2 protein-coding genes are annotated in these 1,515 nt (G+C 31.5%); both read right to left on the bottom strand.

What is annotated here, in order from left to right; translation table 11 throughout:
* Nucleotides 1-243 precede the first annotated feature (243 nt).
* Nucleotides 244-1,203, bottom strand: coding sequence for a hypothetical protein (locus AC1DTM_RS26055; RefSeq protein WP_070128358.1), 960 nt, complete (start codon nucleotides 1,201-1,203; stop codon nucleotides 244-246).
* Between the two features lie 94 nt (nucleotides 1,204-1,297).
* Nucleotides 1,298-1,515, bottom strand: a 218-nt coding sequence (locus AC1DTM_RS26060) for a cupin domain-containing protein (protein WP_477001242.1), incomplete at its 5' end; no start/stop codon positions are given.

The raw sequence follows: 1,515 nt of genomic DNA on the forward strand, positions 1-1,515 counted from the left end.
GCCATCCTTCTTTTGCAAATGAAGAATGTATTAAGCCATTCGCTTTATTCGCCTGTAATCCAGCTCTCGTTGTATATATAAAAAAGAACGGTAACATCCTTTTTCCTTTTAGACGCATTCTAGTAACAGAAATAAACATATTCTACATCCTCTCACGTAAAATATTATAAGTTATTACAAAAAATTTTCGTATTTTTATAAATATGTTACTGAAGCTTATGAATACGTGCCAATTACTATTAGTTAGAGACTTTTACTCATTAATATACAACAGAATTTCTCAAATGTTTTATCTTTATATTCTGGAACCCTTGTTAAGTGATCAAAATAACTATATGAAAATTTAAATATGTGCCCAAAATCCCAATTAAATTCACTGTAGTCTTTAAGCCAGAATGCATTATCTAGCGGAAGTGTATCAACTTGTTTTGCTTTTGTGAGAGGTAAACGATCTACAGGAGAATTCAATATTATTTGGGCATTCGGCATTAAATTGCGACTTTTTCTAAGTACATAAACTAGCTTTAATAGTGGTTTTATTCCTCGTTGAAATAATTCTATATGCCCTAAGTCATATAATACATTAATCGCATGTGAAAAGGTAAGCATATGGCCAATTAAATCGTGATGTGATTCCGCCTTATATATAACATGAAATTTTGATAACTCATTTAAAATGAATTTTGATAATTGCTTTGGGTTTTTAATTTCACTTTGAATCTCATCATTACTTATACTTAATTGCTTTACTTCTTTAGTTGTAAAACCAATCCAAGACCTACCGGGAATTGTTTTTTGAAACGATAATATAAGGTTTGCTATATTATTAATATCTTGCTCACTCCCCCAATGACTTAACTCCTTAATGGCTAGTAAACTTAAAGAAGCGTAAATTACATTATGACCAACCCAATGGAGTTCATCAATCGTTTGTTCCAAAGATTTGATTATCGTTTCTTCAGCACTTTGATAATTGACACCTTGTTTATTATCAATTGTTTCGCCTAACCTTTGCTTATGGAGCATCATTTTCGCTTGAGAATAAATGTTACAGGCAGTTTTTTCATCAATGTTATTGTTTTTAGTAAAAAAATAACTAGCAATTGCAGCTGCTCCAAAATGTGCATGCCAAATATCATTTGTTTCTTTTTTACACTGAGATATAATTGAAAGCCCATCTTTTAATACATTTATATTTTCCATCTCTATTATCCCCTCTAAATCCTAATAAAAATGGCTTTTTAGCATCTACAAAGTTGCCAAAAAGCCAGGTGAAAACTCTCGAAACATTTCTACCTTAGCTTAAGGAAGGTGTTAACACAAATAAGATATGATTCATCCCATCACTCTTATTCAAAAATCTATGCTTCACGTTCGGTGGAATACGGACAACATCTCCTTCTTCTAAAAAATATTCATTCCCTTCCAATTCCACATACACTTCCCCTTTCATTACAACTGCAATTTCTTCCTTATCTTCGTGGGAATAGTGGCTTTCTGTTGTATTTGCATATC

Source organism: Bacillus sp. P4_D3 (genome assembly GCF_056401855.1).